The organism is Barnesiella sp. WM24 (assembly GCF_004570975.1).
Lineage (GTDB): Bacteria > Bacteroidota > Bacteroidia > Bacteroidales > Muribaculaceae > Muribaculum.
Genome location: NZ_SPPC01000016.1, coordinates 23,901 through 44,523 on the forward strand (window position 1 = coordinate 23,901; position 20,623 = coordinate 44,523).

15 protein-coding genes are annotated in these 20,623 nt (G+C 52.1%); 8 read left to right on the forward strand and 7 right to left on the reverse strand.

From position 1 onward, the window contains the following. Positions 1-17: 17 nt before the first annotated feature. A complete protein-coding gene (locus tag E4T81_RS14335; RefSeq protein ID WP_167761968.1) occupies positions 18-938 on the reverse strand; it encodes a DUF5119 domain-containing protein in 921 nt (306 codons plus the stop codon). Between the two features lie 8 nt (positions 939-946). Beyond that, positions 947-2,272 carry a DUF3575 domain-containing protein gene (locus tag E4T81_RS14340; RefSeq protein WP_135045797.1) on the reverse strand — a complete coding sequence of 442 codons (1,326 nt, stop codon included), beginning with the start codon at positions 2,270-2,272 and terminating at the stop codon, positions 947-949. Between the two features lie 221 nt (positions 2,273-2,493). On the opposite strand from E4T81_RS14340, the gene E4T81_RS14345 reads away from it, so the two are divergent. The 4 genes from E4T81_RS14345 to E4T81_RS14360 all read left to right on the forward strand — a co-directional run bounded on the left by E4T81_RS14345 (position 2,494) and on the right by E4T81_RS14360 (position 8,214). Next, the gene (locus tag E4T81_RS14345) at positions 2,494-3,150 is read left to right on the forward strand and encodes a thymidine kinase (RefSeq protein WP_135045799.1); all 657 of its coding nucleotides are present in this window, start codon (positions 2,494-2,496) and stop codon (positions 3,148-3,150) included. Between the two features lie 13 nt (positions 3,151-3,163). Next, the gene (locus E4T81_RS14350; RefSeq protein ID WP_135045801.1) at positions 3,164-3,952 is read left to right on the forward strand and encodes a DUF3108 domain-containing protein; all 789 of its coding nucleotides are present in this window, start codon (positions 3,164-3,166) and stop codon (positions 3,950-3,952) included. Between the two features lie 117 nt (positions 3,953-4,069). Continuing rightward, positions 4,070-6,448, forward strand: a complete 2,379-nt coding sequence (locus E4T81_RS14355; RefSeq protein WP_135045803.1) for a TIM-barrel domain-containing protein — start codon at positions 4,070-4,072, stop codon at positions 6,446-6,448. Then, positions 6,445-8,214, forward strand: a complete 1,770-nt coding sequence (locus E4T81_RS14360) for a glycoside hydrolase family 97 protein (RefSeq protein WP_245207095.1) — start codon at positions 6,445-6,447, stop codon at positions 8,212-8,214. Before E4T81_RS14355 ends, E4T81_RS14360 begins: the two co-directional genes overlap by 4 nt. 1 nt (position 8,215) lies before the next feature. Here the strand turns inward: E4T81_RS14360 and E4T81_RS14365 are convergent, their stop codons facing one another. Next, positions 8,216-8,845: a hypothetical protein gene (locus tag E4T81_RS14365; RefSeq protein WP_135045805.1), complete on the reverse strand. Its 630-nt coding sequence runs from the start codon at positions 8,843-8,845 to the stop codon at positions 8,216-8,218. A 202-nt stretch (positions 8,846-9,047) separates the two neighbouring features. On the opposite strand from E4T81_RS14365, the gene gltX reads away from it, so the two are divergent. From gltX to E4T81_RS14380, 3 genes are read left to right on the forward strand one after another with little or no spacing between them, the layout of a single operon-like run. Further along, entirely contained in the window at positions 9,048-10,574 is a 1,527-nt protein-coding gene (gene gltX, locus E4T81_RS14370) for a glutamate--tRNA ligase (RefSeq protein ID WP_135045807.1), read from the forward strand. Positions 10,575-10,611: 37 nt separating this feature from the next. Then, a complete protein-coding gene (locus tag E4T81_RS14375) occupies positions 10,612-11,862 on the forward strand; it encodes a 3-deoxy-D-manno-octulosonic acid transferase (protein WP_135045809.1) in 1,251 nt (416 codons plus the stop codon). A 1-nt stretch (position 11,863) separates the two neighbouring features. Continuing rightward, the gene (locus E4T81_RS14380; protein WP_135045811.1) at positions 11,864-14,332 is read left to right on the forward strand and encodes a bifunctional UDP-N-acetylmuramoyl-tripeptide:D-alanyl-D-alanine ligase/alanine racemase; all 2,469 of its coding nucleotides are present in this window, start codon (positions 11,864-11,866) and stop codon (positions 14,330-14,332) included. Here the strand turns inward: E4T81_RS14380 and E4T81_RS14385 are convergent. The 4 genes from E4T81_RS14385 to pepT form a co-directional block, all read right to left on the reverse strand. After that, complete coding sequence (locus tag E4T81_RS14385; protein ID WP_135045813.1) at positions 14,307-15,719, reverse strand: MFS transporter; 1,413 nt, start codon at positions 15,717-15,719, stop codon at positions 14,307-14,309. The genes E4T81_RS14380 and E4T81_RS14385 overlap by 26 nt on opposite strands. A 63-nt stretch (positions 15,720-15,782) precedes the next feature. Then, a complete protein-coding gene (gene guaA, locus E4T81_RS14390; RefSeq protein ID WP_135045815.1) occupies positions 15,783-17,306 on the reverse strand; it encodes a glutamine-hydrolyzing GMP synthase in 1,524 nt (507 codons plus the stop codon). A 156-nt stretch (positions 17,307-17,462) separates the two neighbouring features. Then, a complete protein-coding gene (gene miaA / locus E4T81_RS14395) occupies positions 17,463-18,374 on the reverse strand; it encodes a tRNA (adenosine(37)-N6)-dimethylallyltransferase MiaA (RefSeq protein ID WP_245207096.1) in 912 nt (303 codons plus the stop codon). A gap of 6 nt (positions 18,375-18,380) precedes the next feature. Continuing rightward, on the reverse strand, positions 18,381-19,601 hold the full coding sequence (gene pepT, locus E4T81_RS14400) for a peptidase T (protein WP_135045817.1): 1,221 nt from the start codon (positions 19,599-19,601) through the stop codon (positions 18,381-18,383). 156 nt (positions 19,602-19,757) lie between these two features. Here pepT and E4T81_RS14405 point away from each other — a divergent pair, with 156 nt between their 5' ends. Then, complete coding sequence (locus tag E4T81_RS14405; protein WP_135045819.1) at positions 19,758-20,621, forward strand: phosphoribosyltransferase; 864 nt, start codon at positions 19,758-19,760, stop codon at positions 20,619-20,621. The last annotated feature ends 2 nt before the right edge of the window (positions 20,622-20,623 follow it).

The window sequence follows — 20,623 nt, forward strand, 5'->3', positions numbered from 1 at the left end:
CGATTGTTTATTTTGATTTAGTCGAGTTTTATAAGTATGTCGTCGATATTGTCCCAGTCGTCGACCGATGGCGCCATGCCTGAGTCGGCTGTGGGCAGAGTGAGTCCCGTAAGCCTGATATGTATATCGGTAGGGTCGGGGGCGTCATGCACCTGGTCGGTGACATCGAAGTTGTAATATATCTTTTCCGAGGTGTATATTGTGAAGATGTGGCTTGTCTCGCTCTCCGGGCAGTGTCCGAAAGCGACAAAGCGGGTTGTGAGAGTGTGGTTGTCGGGACGTTCGAGCGCCAGCGGTATAGTGACTCTTTGTCCCGCCGGTGCTCTCTTTGTCGGGGAGTGGCTTTCCGCCATTCCGGAGATGGCGGCGCTTATGTCGAGGTTCTCGCTCAGATTTTTCACGTCGGTTACCTCCACGGTGTAGCTTGCCGTAGCCTTTTCCGGGGTGAGGGTCACGACAGCGGGAGCGGAGCCTTGTTTTACTTCGGCTTGTTCAAGCGCGCCGCCCCATATGGTCTCTGGAGCGTAGCGCACCGGTTCATCGGCTGAGATTGACGGACGCGGCGGCGCGGGCATGTCACGTGACATCGGCTCCAGAAGACCTTCCTCAAGAGTGTACAGCTCGTAGGAGTCCCAGGAGTTGCCTCGCTCGCGCACCCATTCCATTTCACCGTTGTGGAAGAGGAGCATGTATTCACCTGCCTCGACGCGTATCTTTCCACCGTTTTTATCGGTAAATTCGTAGCGTTTGTAATGTCGACCGTCGGGGGAGAAGAAGTGAACCACCATTGTCGACGGAGAGGCGTCGGGATCTTTGGACCAGTCAAATTTTACCTCGACATCCATCATGTGGGTGTGGTCGTAACATAAATCCCTGTCGATGCATGACCATAGTGTGAGAAGCATGACAGCAACGGCGATACGTGATATTGTCATCATAGGTGTATTCATCGTTTGCCTCCTTTCCTTGCGGGGTTGCCTCCAATATACCACACGAGCGAAATCTCGGCTTTTGTGGGTCCGAACCAGTTGCGGGTGTAGGTCGCCTGCCACACGTCGCAGTCATCAACATGACGGTAAGTCTTGTACTTGCCGCCGAGATAGCCGACACCAAGGGTGAAATCGATGTTGAGGTGACGCGCCACGGGCAGCGAATAGCCGTAGGCGATGCCGGCGCCGTAGCTCCAGTCGTCGGCGATATAGCCTTTGCCGCCAAGCTTGAAGTCGTAGGTGAGCATCTGTCCGTATATGCCTACGTGATGACCGCTGAGGCGTGAATGGTCGCCTGGGTGAGCGCGGAACCAGTATCTCGCGCCCGCTTCTCCGCCGCTTACTCTCCACGAGCGGTGGCGGCTGTCGCTTTTCCACGGTGCATACATCCATCCCGCCTCTATGGACCAGTGTTCGCCTATCGCCACTTCGACAGCCAGATTCGGGACTGCCGCCGCGTCATAGAGCATGTTGGTCTTCAGCAGGGCGGTGAAGCGAGGCAGCGCCGTCGGGGTCATGTCGATTATCGGTGAATCGCCGGCACTCACAGGAAGGGTATTCATGGAGGTGTCGGCGGTGACGATTGTTTCGGTTGCCGGTGCTGCCGCGACAGTGTCGGTCGAGGCTGTCGCCTCGGCAAGCGGTTCTCGGGCGACGGAATCGACCTGAGCGGCGACCTGTCGCTGACAGATTATGGTGTAGCCGGCACTTCTCATAGCGGGAAAGAAGTGTTCCGACATGTAAAACCAGGGCTTACCCCCCCCTAAAGAGCTGAGTTGGCGCTTTTTGCCGTCGATGATTTTTCCGTTGTCATCAAATATCCACACCGGGGTGTCGGCGATGATTGCCGCTGCTTCCTCGCTCCAGGGCTGACGGGCGTCAATCACCATGCGTCGCAGCATTTCCCAGTCGATGTCGGAGTCTTCCACCTTTACTGATGACTGCGGCACAGAATTGGACTCGATGATGTGGCGCGCTATGCTTTCCGCACGCTTCCGGGAGAGGCGGCGGTTATTTGGCGCGAATCCTTCGGGAGAGGCGCTTCCTCTTACTGACAGCGACATGATAGCGTCGGGCGTGGCGGCAAGGCTGTCAAGCCATGCGGTGACTTGCTGCAGTGCCGCGCGATTACCGGCATACTGCGGCTCGATAATCGAGTATCCCTGACGGAAGCTGATATTGGTGCGCAATGTGTCACAGCGCATCTCCTGAGAGTAGACCGCCGCAGGTGAGATTATGTAGAAAAACAGTATTAAATGACAAGCAAAAAATACTCTCTTCATGATTGATTTTAACGAATTTAACTAAATTTTCCTTAATGTATAATCGCAAAACATTACACTGTCGCAAAATTAAATAATTAAAATATAACTTGCAAGAATTTAACACTATTGTGAGGAGAAAAGTGGTGATTTGATTATATGAACGTGAAAAAGCGCCTTAAATGTCGGGAGATTCAACTATTCTGCATATCTTTACGTTTGAAATATAATTATAATGTAAGATGAACCGGAAAGGTAAACTATATTTTCGTTACGGCACTATGGGGTCGGCAAAGACCGCTTTGCTGCTTACGACCGCCTACAACTTTGAGGAGCGTAACATGACTTATGCATGCCTGAAGCCTGTGGTCGACACGAGGGAGAAAGAGAATGTGATACGTTCGCGCATAGGCATCGAGCGGAAGTGCATGTGGATTTATCCTGACACCGACCTTTATCATCTTGCCCAGGAGATGTTTGAGCATACGATGACGGTAATCGACTGGTTTCTTATCGATGAGGCGCAGTTTCTGACATCCGACCAGGTCGACCAGCTCGCGCGAGTGGTTGATGACTACGGCAGCAACGTGATATGCTACGGACTGCGCACCGATTTCCGCACGAGGCTTTTTGAGGGTTCGCGCCGTCTTTTCGAGATAGCCGACACGATTGACGAGATAAAGAGCACGTGCAGTTGCGGCCGAAAGACGATAGTCAACGCGCGTATCGACGCCAACGGCGATTTTGTGACCGACGGCGAGCAGGTGGAGATAGGCGGCGACGACCGTTATATAGCCGTGTGCCGGAAGTGCTGGCGCAACAAGAGGATAGAGCAGTCGGTGCGTGACGCGCTGCCGTTTCTTGAACTTTCAAGAAGCGGAGAGGTAAAGGAACATTAATAAATGCAGACCGATGAAGAAGAGAATTAATATCTATGGTATAGTTGCGGCTGTGATGCTGCTTGCTGGGGCGTTGATGCCGGCGCGTGTTGCCGCTCTTGACCTCCCCGACGAGGATCTTAATTATATGATAATGTATAAGTGGGGGCTTGTCAACAAGGATGCGGCGAGCGCGGTGTTGTCGCTGCGTAGTGACGGCAACCATTATTACGCGAAACTGTCAGCGCGCACCCTCCCCTGGGCCGACAAGATATTCATGGTGCGCGACACCCTGAAGTCGACCATGCTGCGTGAGGGCTGCCTGCCGGAACTGTACACCAAAATCTCCCATGAAGGCTCGCGCTACGGGCGCGATGTCGTGCGCTATGAGCGCAATGGCGACGAGGTGACCGGATATGCCGAACGCTGGAAGTCGAAAAACGGCGGCCCTGTCACTACCTCGGAGACGGTGCTTCATGCCACAGGAAGGACAGTCGACATGCTGTCGGTGTTCTATTATCTACGCACACTCGACTTCGAGTCGATGCGCCCCGGTGAAGTTGTGAGCATGAATGTGTTTTCGGGAAAGAGCGTGGAGCAGCTTACCGTGCGCTATGACGGGATAGAGGATATCAAACTCGGGAAATACAGGTGGCGCACATTTCACCTGAGCTTTACGTTCACCCAGAACGGGAAAGTGTCGTCAGACGCGATGGACACATGGATAAGCACCGACGCGACGCGTATCCCCGTCCAGCTTGAGGGACAGTTGCCGCTCGGCAAGGTGAGAGCCTATTTTACGGGCAGTCCCTCCGCGATATGAGCATTTTGTCACGGCATATAGCCTCCAATGTTACCTTTTAAGAGGATTCTGTAACACAATGTCGGTGATCGAGCCGGGATAGATGTCTATCTTTGCGGTGAACAATACCATCATGTCATGTTACGGAAATCCTTATATCTTTTATTGTCGGTAGGCTCGCTGTCGGTGACAGCTGCGGAGAAATTGCCCGAAGTCAGTTTCATCACCCCTTCCATCGCCAGGATAAGATGGACGGTGAACGACAGTCTGCGGGGAAATGACACAGGGGTCACCGTCTACGGCGATTCATGTTTTACGGTCAATTCCGCGAATGAAGGCGGGAAGGTCGTTTACTCTACCTCAGAGCTGCTTGTCGAAATGGATAAGAGGACCGGGGCATTGGTGTTTAAAGACCGGGCGGCAGGAAAACTGCTGCTTGCAGAAAATGCCGATACACCACGCAGTGGAGAGCGGGTTGTCAGTGAGAAAATCGTGTATGACGATGCGTCGGCACGGATGGAAGAGACGGCAAACGGCAAAGTGACAGTCAAGGATGTCGTAAGGCGCGACACCGTAGGAGTGTCGACGCGCTACGTCAACAATTTCGCCTTTTCTCCATCCGAAGCCCTTTACGGACTCGGCTCTCACATGGAAGACTATATGGATCTTAACGGCAAGACGCTTTATCTCACTCAGCATAATCTCAAGGCAACGGTGCCGGTGATTGTCTCGACGGGCGGTTACGGCATCTTGTTTGACGCCGGGTGTGCGATGAAATTTGACGCCGGGTCGGTCACATATGAGGCGGCAGCCGAAGTTGACTATTATTTCATGAAAGGGGAGCGGCTTGAGGATGTCGTGGCGCAATACCGTTATCTTACAGGCGGTGTCTCCATGATGCCACGCTACATATTCGGCTATATACAGTCAAAGGAGCGCTATGTCAGCAGCGACGACCTGCTGTCGACCCTTGCGGAATACCGCCGGCGTCATGTCCCCGTCGACATGATTGTACAGGACTGGAACTACTGGCCCGAGGGATGGGGCTACATGAAGATGGATTCCCGGTATTATCCCGACCCTAAGGCTCTTGCCGATTCAGTCCACTCGATGAATGCCCGGCTTATGGTGAGTATATGGCCCAATCCTCAGTATTGTCCGCAAGAGCGCGATTTCCGCGAGAAGGGATATATGCTTGAACACTCCGTGTATGACGCGTTTAATCCTGCCGCGCGCAGATATTACTGGAGCTATGCCGACAGGGAGTTCTTTTCAAGGGGTTTTGACGCGTGGTGGTGTGACAGCAGCGAGCCGCTTGACGGAGACTGGAACCGCATGCCGGAGCCTGTCGACGGCAAGGATTACGGCTGGGATGACCATGAGCGCCGCTGGCACCTGAACAAGGATATACTTTCCGATGCGCTCGGCATGGAACGCAGCAGCCTTTATTCGCTCTATCACTCCCGGGGCATATATGAAAACCAGCGTCTTGCAACCGACCGCAAGAGGGTGGTCAATCTTACCCGTTCAAGCTACTCGGGGCAGCAGCGCTACGGCACAATCGTGTGGAACGGCGACACTCATGCGTCATGGCGGTCGTTCAGGCAGCAGATACCTTCGGGACTGAACTACATGGCTACGGGTAATCCCTACTGGACGGTAGATGTAGGGTCGTTTTTCACGGCACGTGACGGGCGATGGTTTCGCTGCGGCGATTTTCCTGCCGGGGTGGACGATGACGGATATAAGGAATATTATGTGCGCATGTTCCAGTGGGCTACATTCCTGCCTGTGCTACGCAGTCACGGCAGTGACACTCCGCGCGAGATATGGCGTTTCGGAGAACCCGGGTCAAAGTATTACGACGCGATACTCGGCATGATTGAGCTGCGCTACAGGCTGATACCTTATATATACAGCCTCGCTTTCAGGCAGACACTCGGCGGCTACAGCATTGCGAGGCATCTTGCATTTGACTTTGCCGATGACGTCAATGTGCGCGATATAAAGGATGAATACATGTTTGGCGACATACTCGTGTGTCCGGTGACCTATCCCGGTGCCGTCTCCCGTAAGGTGTATCTGCCCGCGCTTGACGGAGGCCGGAAGTGGATTGACTATTTCACCGGTGAGAGCCATGACGGCGGGCGGTGGATTGACTGTGACGCGCCGCTCGGGCGCATACCTCTTTTTGTGCGCGGTGGCTCGATAATAGCGGGCGGCGACGCGGTGGAGTATGCCGATGCACAGATAGGCGGCGATATAACCGTTAATGTCTATCCGGGCGCTGATGCGGAATTTATGTTTTATGAAGACGAAGGCGATAATTATAATTTTGAAAAAGGGAGCCGCATGACGGTGGCGATGGCATGGAATGACGGGGAGCGCACACTTAAAGTCGGCAGCCGTTGCGGTGAGTATCCCGGTATGCCTTCAGTGAGGACGCTCAGGATTGTAAGTCCTTATGGCGAGAAGACTGTGGACTATGACGGAACGGAATTGACAATAAGATTATGATAAAAAATATATTGACATCGGTTTTTATTATGTCGGGCGCGGCGTTGTCGGCGCAGCAGTCGCCGGGCGACAGGATAAGGGTGTCGGCTGAAGGTGATACGGCTCTTGTCGTCACGGGAAATGCCGGCGGCGAGTGGCGGAAGGTGCTGACACTCGAATGTGGAAAGATAACCGGCGTAGTTGACAGAGGAATACATGACGTGGACTACACGATGATAACCGGAAAGCGGAAGAGGTGTCATAACCGTTACCGCGAGTCGGGGTATCTGCTTGAGTCGGGCGATACGGTAAATGTGAGAGTCTCTGACGACGGAGTGGCGTGGAGCGGGTGTCACGGTTACGGGATTGATGTGGCAGGCTTTTCCCATTCATGGCTAATGAAGTGGACCGACTGTTACGAGGGCTTCTATGAGCGAGACCGAGAAGACCTGTCGGAAGGTATGAGAATCGGCTATCCGGCACTTTTTGAATATGGTGATAAGGAATTGTTCATGCTCCTGTCGGAATCGGGTGTTGACGAGAATTCTGCAGCATCAAGCCTGTATGCGGTGGACGGAGCCGGATTGTTTGACATAAGACCTGACGGGGAAGAGTCGTCGGGGTGGCAGACGGCAATAATCGGCACTCTTCCCGGCGTTGTCGGCTCCACTCTTGTTAATGACAATGCACAGCCGTCGCGTATTCATGACACCTCATGGATAGCTCCCGGAGTTGCGTCATGGGTCTACTGGGCTTATAATCACGGGTCAAATGATTATGATATAATATGCCGCTATGTTGACATGGCATGTGAGATGAATCTGCCTTATGTGTTGATTGATGCGGAGTGGGACGAGATGAAGGATGGTAAAAGTGTGCTTGACGCAGTCGCCTATGCCCATGAAAAGGGAGTGAAGCCGATGATATGGTATAATTCTTCAATAGGCTGGGTCGACGGGGCTCCGGGTCCGAAATTCCGGCTGAATACTCCTGAGGATCGCGAGCGAGAGTTTGCCTGGTGTCAGGTAAACGGCATCGCCGGGGTGAAGATTGACTTTTTTTCCGGCGATGATAACCGCAATCTCCGTTACATGACGGAGCTGCTTGAATGTGCCGCGCGTCATAACCTGCTGGTAAACTTCCACGGCGCTACCATACCTCGCGGGCAGCAGCGCACCTATCCTAATCTTGTAAGCGTGGAGGCTGTATATGGTGCGGAATGGTACAATAATGTACCGACATTCACTGACCGTGCCGCTTCACATAACGCCACATTGCCGTTTACGCGCAATGTCATAGGGTCAATGGACTATACACCGTGTGCGTTTACTGACTCGCAGCATCCTCATGTCACAACCGATGCCCATGAACTTGCGCTGACCGTGATGTATGAATCGGGAATCCAGCATCTTGCCGACCGTCCTGAAAGTTTTCTGTCACAGCCCGCGGTGATAAGGGATTTTTTGACGGCGCTACCCACCGCGTGGGATGACACGGTGTTGCTCGGCGGCTATCCCGGAGAATATGCTGTCATCGCGCGTCGCAAGGCTGACTTGTGGTATGTCGCCGGCATTAACGGCAGCGACAGCAGGCGTGAGGTCAGGATTGACATGTCGCTGCTGCCTGAGGCAAACGAAGAGGCAGCGGTGCTTATTACCGATTCTGACGGCGGATGGAGTGTCTTGTCTGACACCTCTGTGCCGTCGGTTATAAGCCTGCTGCCACGTGGAGGATTTGTGATGACTGTAAGGTCAGGCGTCACTGTGGATGACGCCTGTGGGCGGTAATTTATTTGATGTCGCGACGGAAGTGGAGTTTTGCTTCCGGTGACTGTGTCTCAAAAGAGAGCATGTCGCCGTCCTTGCTTACCTCTATATCTTCAATGACGGTATAGCGTGACAAGTCGTCGGCTATCACCCCGGTAAGGTCGCGTTTCCACGTATCGACATATTTTAGTGCGAGAGAGTCAAGATGAACCTGTGGCACGACTGTCGCCGCCGGCTGGGTGAATGTTATCTTGCCCGGGTCGATGTCGACATTGAGTTTTGAGAGGTCGAGAGCGAGAAGGAGGTCGTCGTCATCGTCGATGTCGTAGTGCCAGGTGCCGTCGACTGAAGCCTTTGCCTCGAGCTTCACCTCGTAGGGCTGACCGGCTGAGAGGGAGTCGGCGTCAATAGAGCGGGTCACGTTTATAACGCTTTGCAGATTTACCGCTCCGCCGTTTTTTTGCAGATTGTCGATGAAGTCGATTGTCACAAGTGATGATGCCGAAGATGCACCCGGTATCTGAGCCGTGATGTTGACCGGGTTTATGGCTGTCCATGTGCCGATGAATTTAGCGTGATTACTACAATAAGTCATAGTTGCCGCAACGCCTATTGCAAGTGAGCCGAGAAGTACAGAAATAGATTTTGACATAATTGTAAATGTTAATTTAATGTTAATAACAATAGCGTGTGCAATTAGTTCAGTCTCAACGGGATTTTCACCGGAGGTGGATTTGTGCCGGGTGTCAGACAGTCGGTCAAGAAAAGTTTTTGCAGGTAAAGTGGCGTAAGTGGGCTGTTATGTCGTATTTTATTAGTAACTTTGCGGCACTTTTTAACAATTAGTCATTAAGATGGATCGTAAAGTCAGAGTAAGGTTTGCCCCGTCACCTACGGGCCCGCTGCATATAGGCGGAGTGCGCACAGCGTTATATAATTATCTATTTGCCCGCAAACATGGCGGCGACATGATACTGCGTATCGAGGATACCGACTCCCATCGTTTTGTGCCGGGAGCTGAGGATTATATCAACGAGGCGCTTGCGTGGCTCGGAATCGGCATCGACGAAGGTGTCAGGGAAGGCGGCGCTTACGGACCTTACAAGCAGAGCGAGCGACGCGACATATATCGCGAGCATGTCAAGATGCTGCTTGACGCAGGAAAAGCCTATATCGCCTTTGACACTCCCGCCGAGCTTGAGGCTAAGCGCGGGGAGATTGCCAACTTTCAGTATGACGCCTCGACGCGTGATTCAATGCGCAACTCGCTGTCACTTCCCGCCGAAGAGGTGAAACGCCTTATCGACGAGGGAGCCCAGTATGTAGTGAGGTTCAAGATTGAGCCGGGCATCGACGTGGTTGTCAACGACCTTCTTCGCGGTGAGGTGAAGATAAACTCTTCCGTTCTTGATGACAAGGTGCTCTATAAGAGTTCCGACGACCTGCCCACCTATCATCTTGCCAATATCGTCGACGACCATCTGATGGAGGTGTCACATGTGATACGCGGCGAGGAGTGGCTTCCGTCGGCTCCGCTCCACGTGCTGCTCTATGAGGCGTTTGGCTGGAGCGACACGGCGCCTTCGTTTGTGCATCTGCCGTTGCTGCTGAAGCCCGACGGAAAGGGCAAGCTCAGCAAGCGTGACGGCGACAGGCTTGGTTTCCCGGTATTCCCGCTTGAGTGGCATCCGGAAGGCGGCGAAGTGTCGTCGGGCTATCGTGAATCGGGTTATCTGCCCGAGGCGGTTGTCAATTTCCTTGCACTTCTCGGCTGGAATCCCGGCGATGACAGCGAGATAATGTCGATGGATGAACTTATTGAAAAATTTGACTTCGGACATTGCTCAAAGTCAGGCGCGAAATTTGACTTTGAAAAGGGACGCTGGTTTAACCACGAGTATCTTCAGAAACTTCCCGATGAGCGTCTTGCCGCTCTGTTCAAGCCGGTGCTTGAAGCTAATGGCGTGAATCCCGCCGACTTTTCCGACGAATATATAGCCGCCGCCACAGGAATGGTAAAAGGTCGTATATATTTTGTCAAGGATCTCTGGGATCAGGCAAAATTCTTCTTCAAGGCTCCCGACGCCTACAATCCCAAGGATGTAAAGAAGCGCTGGAGCGAAGACACTCCGCGCATCATGGGCGAACTTGTCGAAGTGCTTGCCGCAATGGACGATTTCAGCAGCAAGGCGGCTGAGCCGGTGGTGCTTGACTGGATTGCCTCAAAGGGCTATCATCTCGGAAACGTGATGAACGCGTTCCGCCTGACGGTAGTCGGAGAGTGCAAGGGCCCCCATATGTTTGACATAACAGAGCTGCTCGGCAAGGATGAGACTATAAGCCGCATCAAGAAAGGCGTCGAGTCTATCAAACCAGAATAAAGCAAGTATCTCGACGACAGGTCATCATTTTTCCGGCATGAATCCTCTGTATAATTTTGCAATACGTGCATTTGGCACAGGAATAAAAATTGCCGCCTTACGCGACGAAAAAGTAAAAAAACTCCGTGACGGACAGCGTGACTCGCTTGATTATCTGCGAGCCACGCTGAAGCCGGGGAAGCGTTATATATGGTTTCATGCGGCGTCATCGGGTGAGTTTGAACAGGGACGCCCTATGATAGAGATGATCAAGCGCAATCATCCTGACGCTCTGATATTGCTTACCTTTTTCTCTCCGTCGGGCTATGAGGTGAAAAAGAATTTCCCGCTTGCCGATGCCGTGTGCTACCTTCCGCTTGACACTCCGCGTAACGTGAGGCGTTTTCTTGATCTGGTGAATCCGTCGCTCGCCGTGTTTATAAAGTATGAGTTCTGGGGCAACTATCTTCAGGAGCTCCGGCGTCGCGGAATACCTACATTTATCATCTCCGCGATATTTCGTCCGACACAAGTGTTTTTTAAACCGTGGGGCGGCTTGATGAGGTCGATGCTAAAATGCTATACAAAAATATTTGTACAGGATGAGCCGTCAAGGGCGCTGCTTGCCGGAATCGGCATTAATAATGTCTCGGTCGCAGGCGACACCCGCTTTGACCGTGTCACTGACATCATGAAGGGAGTCAGGGAGATTCCGGAGATAAAGGCGATGAAAGACAGCGGTGGCGTGATTATGATTGCCGGAAGCTCCTGGGGACCCGATGAGGAGAGGTTGATTCCATATTTCAACTCTCACCCTGAATTGAAGCTGATAATTGCCCCCCATGAGGTGACGCCTGAACGCGTCGCGGCGATAGAGTCGGCTGTCAGCCGGAAGGTGTGCCGCCTGTCTGCGATGACCGTGGATGACGCTGCTGATGCCGATTGCGTGATAGTGGACTGCTACGGCAAGCTGTCGAGCATCTACACTTACGGTGACATAGGCTATATAGGCGGAGGATTCGGTGTCGGCATACATAATATAAATGAGGCGGCGGTCTACGGAATGCCTGTGATATTCGGTCCGAATTACCATAAATTCAAGGAAGCAAAGGAGATGATTGCAGAGGGAGGCGCTTTTACCTACCGCAGCGAACAGGAGTTTGCCGCGATAATGGACGGACTGTTCTCTGACAGCGGCTCTCTTGCAAAGGCGGGTAAAATCGCCGCCGACTACGTAAAACACAATCTGGGTGCGACGGCTTGTATATATGCCGATATTGACAAAGTCATCACCCGTAACAGCGATTAAAATGAAATACAGTATTTCCGGAATTGCCGGGCTTCTCGACCTGAAGGAGCCGGTATATCCGAATTATTACATATCAGTGCTTCTTACTGATTCAAGGTCACTTACTTATCCTGAAGAATCATTGTTCTTTGCCCTGCGCACTCCTAATAATGACGGTCACCGTTATGTAAAGGGGCTGATAGAAAAGGGAGTAAGAAATTTTGTTGTAGAAGAGATTCCAGAGGGGCTTGCCGGGAGCGAGGACGTAAATTTCCTTGTCGTGGATGATGTCATGGCGGCTTTGCACAAGATAGCCCGCTGTCATCGTCACCGTTATGAAATCCCGGTAGTCGGGATTACGGGCAGCCGGGGAAAGACGACTCTGAAAGAGTGGCTTTACAGGTTGCTTCAGGATGACTTCAGGATTGTAAGAAGCCCGCGCAGCTATAACAGCCAGATTGGTGTGCCTCTCTCAATCTGGGAGATTGATGACGAGAGCGAGCTGTGTATATTTGAGGCGGGTATCTCCCTGCCCGGGGAGATGGCTGAGCTTCAGCCGATGATAGACCCTACGATAGGTATCCTCACCAATGTCGGCGGCGAACATGCCGTTGGTTTCCGCTCGCGCAGGGAGAAATGTGACGAGAAAGTTAAGCTTTTTACCGGATGTGACACATTGGTCTATTGCGTCGACGACCCGGATGTGAACGCGGCGATTGACGATGCCGGAATCAAGGCGCGCCGTGTCGGCTGGTCGTGTAAAAATCCTGATGCTCCCGTGAGCGTCAGTGTGGAGCGTAGCGGCGAGATGTCGCGTATTATATGCCGTTTTGACGGAAAAGAGAGCATGTCGGAAATTCCTTTTGTTGATGCCGCATCGGTCGAAAACGCCATTGTAGCTCAGATAGTACTGATGCTCATGGGAGTGGCTGACGGTGACATCAGGTCGCGCATGGCGGCTCTGACACCTGTAGGCACGCGCCTTAACGTGATTGAGGGTGTCAATGACTGCATGCTGATATTTGACGCCTATACCGGCGACTATCATTCACTTGGCCCGGCTCTTGACTTCATGCAGCGGCGTGTCACCGCCGACCATAGTTCGACACTGATACTGAGCGACGTAATGCACGAGACGATGACTCCGGGAGAACTTTACCGTAATATCTCGCATCTTGTGAAGTGCAAAGGCATAAGCCGTCTTATCGGTATCGGGGAGGAGATTTCAGCCCATGCCGGCTGTTTTGACATTAATGCCGATTTTTACAGGTCGACCGATGAGTTTCTTGCCGCCGTCACCCCCGATGATTTCAGAAATGAGCTTATCCTGATAAAGGGTGCCGACCGATTCGGATTCAACCGCCTTAACGACTTGCTTGAGGCGCGCCAGCATGAGACTGTGCTTGAGGTGAATCTTGACGCGGTGGTAAGCAATTTCAACAATTTCCGGTCACGGCTCAAGCCTACTACCGGTATTGTGGCGATGGTGAAGGCGTCGGGCTATGGCGCAGGCTCCTATGAGCTTGCCAAGACTCTTCAGTCGCAGGGCGCGGCTTACCTTGCAGTCGCTGTGCCTGACGAGGCTATGGACCTCCGCAAGGCGGGTATCACGATGCCTCTCATGGTGATGAATCCCAAGGTGGTCAATTATACTACTCTGTTTACCCATAATCTGGAACCGGAGATATACTCCTTTGATATACTTGATGAGATAATCAAGGAGGGCGAACGCCACGGAGTGAAAAACTTCCCTGTTCATATAAAACTCGATACAGGCATGCACCGTCTCGGTTTTCTTGAAAGCGACATGCCGAGACTTGTAGAGGTGTTGCAGCGACAGGACGTGATTTCGCCTCGTTCAGTGTTCAGTCATCTTGCCGCCGCCGACTCTCCTGAGATGGATGACTATACGCGCGAGCAGTTTGCGATATTTGAGCGCAGCAGCAAGGTGCTACAGGCAGGGTTCAGCCATCACATCCTGCGTCATATACTTAATTCGACCGGGATAACACGCTTCCCGGAGTATCAGTATGACATGGTGCGTCTTGGTATATGCCTGTATGGTATCCCGACTTTGCCCGATAATTCACAGGGCGACCTTCAGCCGGTAAGCTCCCTGCGCACTGTGATTATTGCCATAAAAGAGTGGGAGGCGGGGACTACCATCGGCTATAACCGGCGCGGTGTGTTGTCGCGCCATTCGCGGATAGCCACGATTCCGATCGGTTATGCCGACGGGCTTAACCGTCATCTTGGCAATGGTAATTGCACGGTGCTTGTCAATGGTCACCGCTGTCCTACGGTAGGAAATATCTGCATGGACATCTGCATGATAGATGTTACCGACGTCCCTTGCGAGGTCGGTGACACGGTGGAGATATTCGGCAAGAATATCTCTGTGATGGAGCTTGCCGACCGACTCGGCACAATCCCTTACGAGGTGCTGACATCGGTCGCTTCCAGAGTCAAGCGCGTCTATTATCGCGAGTAGGCTCGGGAAGCACTTCCCTGCCGAGCCATGCCGTGACGACACCTCCGGCCAGCATCACTGCGATGGACACCCAGAGCACGAGCGTCGAGCCGCCCCATTTAAGCAGCATCGGAATAAAGAACGCGCCTGCCACAGCACCGATTTTACCGATTGCCGCTGCCATGCCTACTCCTGTGCCACGGGTTTCCACGGGGTAAATCTGCGTCGGCAATATAAAGGTGATGAGGTGAGGTCCGGCGTTAAGAAACAGCTCAAAAAACATGAATGACGAGATTGCTATCCAGTCGGGAAGGTGAAGGCGGTAGGCGGCGAGCAACATGGCGAGCCCTATCGCGCTGAGGAAGAAGCCCCATGCCTGCATCTTTACGTGATAGACACGTTTCAGCAGCATCAATCCAAGGACAAATCCTATGAGCATTATGGCGCTGAGCCAGATTGTGACCTCTACCGAACTGATAACATGGTCAATCTGCGAGGCGGAGGCCGGCAGGCGGTTGATGCCGAGCGACATTATTAGGGTAGGGAGAAATATGCCTATGCCATATACACCGAGTCCCTCACACGCCCACGGCACCCCGCTGAATATCACTTTCTTGAAGTTGCGAGAAAGAAAGCTGCCCGACTCTTTCTTTGACGCAGCTTTTGTTGTGGTCCGGCTTGTCGGGTTTTGGGGAGGAAGTGTGACATCCTTACCCAGGAAAAACTGTACCGACTTCTCCGCAGCAGCCCTGTCGCCTCTTGACAAAAGCCATCCGGGACTTTGGGCAAAGTGGATTCTGAGCAGCAGCATCAGCCCTGCTATCCCTGTCATTATGAACAAGAGGTCATGCCACGGATGGGCTGACTGCCATCGGTTTATCGCATGATAGCAGATGCCGGCGACAATGACGCTGCCTATCGCCGCCGAGGCTTTTGCCACGCCTACCATGAGCAGCCCCCAGCGTTTCGGCATTATTTCTGATATGTAGTTGGAGTCAAGGCTGTATTCGCCTCCGACACTGAATCCCATAACGAAAAGACACAGGAGAAGCACAGTCATCGAGTCGCTGAAAAAGGCGATGACGGAGGCGACTATAATCAGAGCCGGACATAGCCTGAAAAACAGAAGGTAGCCGTAGCGGTCGCTTAATCGTCCGAACACGATTGCCCCGAAGGTAAGTCCTATTAATGATATGCAGCCCAGCACACCTTGCATCCCGGCTGAAATTTCGGGGTGTACGGCAATCTGTATGAGGGGGATGATTATGCCTACGAGAGTGGCGAGACCCTGACCTATCATCTGCCCGAGCGAGGCGATGAACAGTACCAGGAAATGCCGTGGGCGCAGAGGCATCGTGGCAATGTCGACCTTGCCCTGCGCAACAGTTGAAACATCATTATCGGTCATAAAAAACAAAGCTTTCTACATCTTATATAATGCAGAAAGCTTTGTAAAAGTTTTAACCGGCGGTTATTCCCACTCGATGGTTGCCGGCGGCTTTGAGGAGATGTCGTAGCATACGCGGTTGACTCCTCTTACCTTGCGGATGATGTCGTTGCTCACCTTTGCCATGAAGTCGTAGGGGAGGTGTGCCCAGTCGGCGGTCATGGCGTCGGTCGAGGTGACGGCACGCAGTGCGACGGCACGCTCATAGGTGCGCTCATCGCCCATTACGCCTACACTCTGCACAGGAAGAAGCACGACTCCTGCCTGCCATACCTGGTCATACAGACCCCAGTCGCGAAGACCCTGGATGAAAATGTCGTCGGCATCCTGCAGTATGCGCACCTTTTCGGGGGTGATGTCGCCGAGTATTCGTACGGCAAGTCCGGGTCCGGGGAACGGATGGCGCTTTATTAGATGTTCCGGCATGCCGAGCTCACGTCCTACCGCTCTCACCTCGTCTTTGAAAAGCAGACGGAGGGGTTCGCAGAGACGGAGATTCATCTTTTCGGGCAGACCGCCTACGTTGTGATGGCTCTTGATAGTGGTGCCGGTGATTGAAAGCGACTCGATGCAGTCGGGGTAGATGGTGCCTTGGGCAAGCCATTTTACATCTTTTATCTTGTGGGCTTCTTCATCAAATACATCGATGAAGCCTTTGCCTATAATCTTGCGCTTGCGCTCCGGGTCGGTCACTCCTGCAAGCTCGCTGAAGAACTTTTCCGACGCGTCTACACCGATTACGTTCAGTCCGAGACATTCGTAGTCGTGAAGCACGTTTTTGAACTCGTTTTTGCGGAGCATTCCGTGGTCGACAAATATACAGGTGAGGTTTTTGCCGATAGCTTTATTGAGCAGGACTGCGGCTACCGATGAATCGACACCGCCGCTGAGTCCAAGCACTACCTTGTCATCGCCAAGCTGCTCTTTCAGAGAGGCTACAGTGCTTTCGATAAATGACGCCGCGCTCCAGTCCTGACGGCTTCCACAGATGTCGACAACAAAGTTTTTGAGAAGCTTTGTGCCGTCGGTGGAGTGGAATACTTCGGGGTGAAACTGCACGCCCCACACCTTTTCTCCCTCAATCTGATATGCCGCATTGTCGACTTTTTCAGTCGAAGCGATAATCTTGAAGTTGTCAGGCAGTGAAGTGATGGTGTCGCCGTGGCTCATCCACACCTGCGACCTTTCAGGCAGACCGTGCAAGAGCGGGTTGCTGTTGTCAAACTTTTCGAGGTGTTCCCTTCCGTATTCGCGTGAGCCGGCGGGCTCTACTGTGCCGCCGTTGGTGTAGGCGATATACTGCGCTCCGTAGCATATGCCGAGTATCGGATATTTGCCGCGGATTTCGCTAAGGTCGACCTTGAACGCTTTTTCGTCGTAGACGGAGAAGGGGCTTCCCGACAAAATCACTCCAATCACCGACGGATCGTCGTGGGGGAACTTGTTGTAGGGAAGTATCTCGCAATAAGTGTTCAGCTCGCGTACTCTTCGCCCTATTAGCTGGGTGGTCTGCGAACCGAAGTCGAGGATTATTATTTTCTCTTGCATAGAGTGATAATTGTGGATTTGAATTGTTGCAAAGATACGGAAATAATTGCAATGCAACAAATATGGCAGTAGGCTTATGCTTACTATTGCTTCTCGGCGGTTATGCCGACATGAGTATTAGCAAGTGAATCAATGTTTAGCTGTAGAATGACTCGTTTATTGCTGCCGGAGGGCGGCGAGGGCGTCGGTGAGTGATGTAGAGGGGTTGAGGCGGATTACTGACGGGTCGCGTTTTAGCCAGGTGAGTTGCTTTTTTGCATAGACGCGTGTGTTTTTCTTCATGCGCTCGATAGCGGTGTCAAGCGTCATAGTGCCGTCGAAGGCTGCAAACATCTCTTTGTAGCCTACCGTGTTAAGCGAGTTGAGGTGGCGCAGTGGGTAGACGTGGCGTGCTTCTTCGATGAATCCGGCTTCAATCATCGCGTCGACACGTCGGTTGATGCGGTCAAACAATGTTTCGCGCGGATAGTCAATCATCATTTTTACGGTCTTGAAGGGACGCTCTTTCACTGTGCCTGTGCGCAGTGATGAGTAAGGCTGTCCCGCCTCAAGGCTTATCTCGATGGCATGGATGAGGCGGCGGTGGTTTGCGGGGTCGGCGATGGCGAGATAGTCGGGGTCGAGATTGCGAAGGGTGGCCCTTATGCCCTCGATTCCCTCGCTCTCGTAAAGGTCCATGACATGGCGGCGCACACTGTCGCTTACCGTTGGCAGGTCGTCGATACCGCGCGTAACCGCGTCGACATACATCATGGAGCCGCCACACATGACCGCGTAGGGCGACTTTTCCCACATTGACGGCAGCAAAGCCATTACATCTTCTTCGTAGCGCGCCGCACTATAATATTCGTCAAGCGACAGAGTGCCCACAAAGTGGTGGGTCACGGTTGCGAGCTGCTGCGGTGACGGCGCGGCAGTCCCTATGGGGATGTCGTGGAAAAGCTGGCGCGAGTCGGCTGAGATGATGTCACATCCAAGCCGCTGCGCCAGCTGTATCGACAAGTCGGTCTTGCCGGAGCCTGTAGGCCCGGTAATCACGACCAATATTGGCTTTTCAATCGTTGGCATTGTCCGTTATCGCTCGGCTACTATGCGTGCGATTTCGACAATCACCTGAGTCGCTTTCTCCATCGAGGGGATGGGGATGAACTCGTATCTGCCGTGGAAGTTCAATCCGCCGGCAAAAATGTTAGGGCAGGGAAGTCCCTTGAACGATAGCTGTGCGCCGTCGGTTCCGCCTCTGATCGGCACTACGTGGGGCTCTACTCCGGCTATGCGCATGGCATCTTCCGCGATGTCGATTATATACATGACGGGCTCGATTTTCTCGCGCATGTTGTAATATTGATCCTTGATTTCGATTGAGGTGCTGTTGGGGAACTCGTTGTTGATTTTTCTCACGAGATGCTCCAGCTCTTTCTTTCGGCGCTCAAAGCGGTCGCGGTCATGGTCGCGGATGATGTAGGTCACGACTGTCTTTTCTACATTTCCCTCAATAGAGATAAGATGATAAAATCCCTCGTAGCCTTCGGTATGTTCCGGTGTTTCCCAGCGCGGGAGCATCGAAGTGAACTGGTTGGCTATGCGGATGGAGTTAATCATCTTGTGCTTGGCATATCCGGGATGCACGTTGCGTCCTGTAAAGGTTACCTTTGCCACGGCCGCGTTGAAATTTTCATATTCAAGCTCGCCTATCTCTCCGCCATCCATTGTGTAGGCGAAGTCGGCGCCAAACTGCTCGACGTCAAATTTGTGGGCTCCCTGTCCTATCTCCTCGTCGGGATTGAACGCGATGCGTATCTTTCCGTGCTTTATCTCCGGATGCTTCATCAGGTAGTCGACAGCCGAGATTATTTCGGCGATTCCCGCCTTGTCGTCGGCTCCGAGAAGGGTGTTGCCGTCGGTCACGATAAGGTCTTGCCCGCGATAGGTGTCCAGCTCGGGAAATTCTCTCGGAGAGAGTACAATCCCTTTCTCTGCGTTCAGCGTGATGTCGCCGCCTTCATAGTTCTTGACGATGCGCGGGGTCACGTGACGTCCGGAGAGGTCGGGCGATGTGTCGAGATGGGCAATGAAACCTACGGTAGGCACAGGAGTCTCGATATTTGCCGGGAGGGTAGCCATGAGGTATCCGTTGTCGTCGAGGGTGATATCCTCAAGACCCATTGCCTGAAGCTCCTTTTCAAGATGCTGGGCAAACTCCATCTGACCCGGAGTCGAGGGCCAGAGATTGGTCAGTTCGTCACTCTGAGTGTCAAACTTCACATATTGTAAAAATCGGTCAACTACGTTCATGTGAGTTGTATATAGATGTTAAAATTTATTTCAATGAATGCAAAATTATAAGAATTTCCCGAATAAGCAATCTTTGCTGCCACTTTAACTGCTATTTTTCTCTTTTTTCTCCGATTTTTATCTTATATTTGTTTTCAGTAATTCAAAGTTTCGGGTATGGGTTTCAATTTTTCAGATTTGGCATTTCTTCAGGTCCCTAAAAAGGATATAACGATAGATGGTATCCGCTTAATCTTTGAAGACGGGGCTCCTCGTCGCATTGCGTTTGCCACAACCCACGCCGGAGCTTTAAAAAGAGGTTCCGGGGATCGACCGGGAAAGATTTTGCTGCCATTTAAGGAAACTGTGCTGCCATTTATTAGAGCGGAGCTTGGAAATGATATTGCTCTTTTCCCCTCTAAGTTCGGGGGCTATTGGCGATCATTTGATTCACCGGAAGAATATGATAAATTTGAAGCTTTTATCAGAAAGTATCATGATGTCGTGTTTCTTCGTGATGAACTTGACCTGTCGCTTGCTCTGTCTATGAATTTTGAAGAAGATGAAGAAGGTCATACAGAAATAGGTGATCTTGAATGTAAAGCCAAATACTCGGGTGATAGTGACGCAGAGTCAAAACTGGTTGATAAATGTGCCGAGTGGATAGGTTTATTGCCTTATTATAAATATGTTGATTATATCTGTGCTGTTCCAGGCAAAAGCGGAGCTATGAATCTTCCTCAGCGAATTGTGTCTAAGTTTGACACCTTTAATTTCAAGGATATTTCCAGTCATGTTTATTGGAGAAATAAGACGCGCCATATTAAGGATGCCGAATCAGTAGATGAGAAGTTGGAGATTCTTGATGAGTCAGGATTAAATATTGATGCAGACATAGATTTAAATGGCAAGACTGTGTTGCTTTTTGATGACCTTTACATGTCAGGATTGACAATGCAATATGTGGCAATGAAACTGAAAGAAAGAGGTGTGTCAAGAGTGCTTGGAATTGCTATTGTTAAATCAAGAAAAAATAAATGACA